This is a genomic window from Jannaschia faecimaris, from assembly GCF_900107415.1.
GTDB classification, from domain to species: Bacteria; Pseudomonadota; Alphaproteobacteria; order Rhodobacterales; family Rhodobacteraceae; genus Jannaschia; species Jannaschia faecimaris.
This window is the reverse complement of sequence record NZ_FNPX01000045.1, coordinates 1-1,801: the sequence shown is the minus strand read 5'-3', so window position 1 is coordinate 1,801 and position 1,801 is coordinate 1. Positions and strand designations below refer to the sequence as shown.

At 68.0% G+C, this 1,801-nt stretch carries 4 protein-coding genes; 2 read left to right on the top strand and 2 right to left on the bottom strand.

Features of this window, described 5'->3' with window-relative positions; translation table 11 throughout:
- Positions 1-163: 163 nt before the first annotated feature.
- Positions 164-535, bottom strand: coding sequence for a hypothetical protein (locus tag BLV27_RS18935; RefSeq protein WP_092648028.1), 372 nt, complete (start codon positions 533-535; stop codon positions 164-166).
- A gap of 53 nt (positions 536-588) precedes the next feature.
- A complete protein-coding gene (locus BLV27_RS18930; RefSeq protein ID WP_092648027.1) occupies positions 589-1,182 on the bottom strand; it encodes an N-acetylmuramoyl-L-alanine amidase in 594 nt (197 codons plus the stop codon).
- Between BLV27_RS18930 and BLV27_RS18925 the strand changes: the two genes are divergently transcribed.
- Both BLV27_RS18925 and BLV27_RS18920 read left to right on the top strand, forming a co-directional pair.
- The gene (locus BLV27_RS18925) at positions 1,172-1,465 is read left to right on the top strand and encodes a hypothetical protein (protein ID WP_139176793.1); all 294 of its coding nucleotides are present in this window, start codon (positions 1,172-1,174) and stop codon (positions 1,463-1,465) included. The genes BLV27_RS18930 and BLV27_RS18925 overlap by 11 nt on opposite strands.
- Positions 1,466-1,575: 110 nt before the next feature.
- A partial coding sequence (locus BLV27_RS18920; protein WP_092648025.1) for a DUF2312 domain-containing protein occupies positions 1,576-1,801 on the top strand: 226 nt, incomplete at its 3' end.

Here is a 1,801-nt window from a genome sequence, read left to right as displayed (position 1 = left end):
GGGCTCGAAGCTGCCCTTCGCTGCTACAAACGCAAAGGTCCGCTCTGGGCCGCAAGCGCACCCAAAGAAGCCCCCCAAACGCAAAAATCCCCCAACCGCACAAAGCGACCGGGGGCACATTCAACAGCTCGATCCGGGCACCCCGCCCGGCACCGGGATCAGGTCAGCGGCGCAAACGCTCCGCGATCAGCTCCTGCACCTTGGCCACGACCAGGCGGTCCAGAACGTCGGGCGCGGGCGACAGCGCGGCGATCGCGCCGGGCACCGATCGCGTGACGTAGGCGATCACTTCCCTGCGCAGCTGGTCGGGCAACGGCACGCTGGCCCCGCCTGCCCCGCTCGGCAGATCGGGCGACAGCGCGTCCAGCGTCACCCGCGCCCCGGACATGATCGCGGAATGCAGCGCGGCGCGATGGCCGGCCTCGATCTCGATGCCCCACTTGCGCCGGGCGACAGCAGACGCCCAGCCGATCAGGGCCGTCAGAACCGCGCCCAGCAGGCCAAGGGCCTGGATGATGATTTCTTCGGACAGCATGGCGTCCTCCTATGGTTTGGGATGGTGCCGCCAACCGGGCGGCGCGGATGGGATCAAAGGCCGTCAAGTGCCGCGACAGCACGGTCGCGGATCTCGGCCAGCCGCCAGCGAAGGCGCTGCACCTCGTCATCGGCGGGCATCACGTCCCGATCGGGATCTGGGCCGACGGCCCCTGCCCCGGATCCGGCGGCATCTGCCACGACCGATGCCCACCAGGCCGCACCGTCAAAGCCGGGGCACTGCGTTGCCGCGAAGGGCATGTCGCGGTGCCCCTCGACCTTCGCGTCAGGAAAGCGGCGCAGCAGATCACGGATCAGGCCGATCATCGCAGCCGTCTGCGCGGGCGTCCGCGTGTCGCGCCCCGTGGTCCTGTCATCAAGCGTGACACCGCCCTCGTAGCAGATGCCCACGCTCTCGCCGTTCTCGCCCTGCGAATGCGCGCCGGTCTCGAAGCGGCCCGGCTGCGACAGATCGCGGCCCGTCTCGACCGTGCCATCGCGGCGAATGAAGTAGTGATAGCCGATTTCGCGGAAGCCCCGCGCAAGGTGCATCCGGTTGATGTCACCGGCGGTGACGGCGCGCTCGATCGCGCAGGAATCGGACAGCAGGCGCAGCGACCGCGCACAGCTGATCGGGGTGCTGGACATCAGCGACCCCAGCGAACGCCGGGGCCTGATCGTGCAGGCCATCATCGACAGCGGCGGCACCTACCCCCTGCGCGCAGGCCAGATCGAAGGCGGCATCGCCCAGATCGCCTTGCACGGCGTGACGGCCAGCGGCGCGACCGAAGCCGAAGCGATCCGCAACTGGATCGCCACGGCCCGTACCGCGCTGCGCCCGCGCCGCCTCGACTTCGCCTATTGCGGCACCCCGCGAAACCACGGCGAAGAAATCGCCAACCTGCGCGCCGCCGAAGGCCAGATCGACTGATGCCCGCATCGCCGCTCCACCGCGCAAATCCCCCGAAAGGCTTGCACGTGACGTTTGAACAATCCCGAATTCCCGGCACGGAAGACAGCGGCCCACTCCACGGCAGCGGAATGAAACCCGACCCCGAATTCGACACAGCACGGGACAACGCCTACCGCGTGACCGCAGACGAATTGCGCCAGTTCATCGAACGCGTGGAACGTCTGGAACAGGAAAAAAGGGACGTCGCGGATCAGGTCAAGGATGTCATGTCCGAAGCCAAGGGGCGCGGCTACGACACCAAGGTCATGCGCAAGATCATCGCCCTGCGCAAACGCGAAGCCGACGACATCGCCG

What these genes read in the sequence shown, in the direction of transcription:
- BLV27_RS18935 (WP_092648028.1), bottom strand. Translation starts at nt 535, where the DNA reads ATGCTGTCCGAAGAAATCATCATCCAGGCCCTTGGCCTGCTGGGCGCG.
- BLV27_RS18930 (WP_092648027.1), bottom strand. Translation starts at nt 1,182, where the DNA reads ATGTCCAGCACCCCGATCAGCTGTGCGCGGTCGCTGCGCCTGCTGTCC.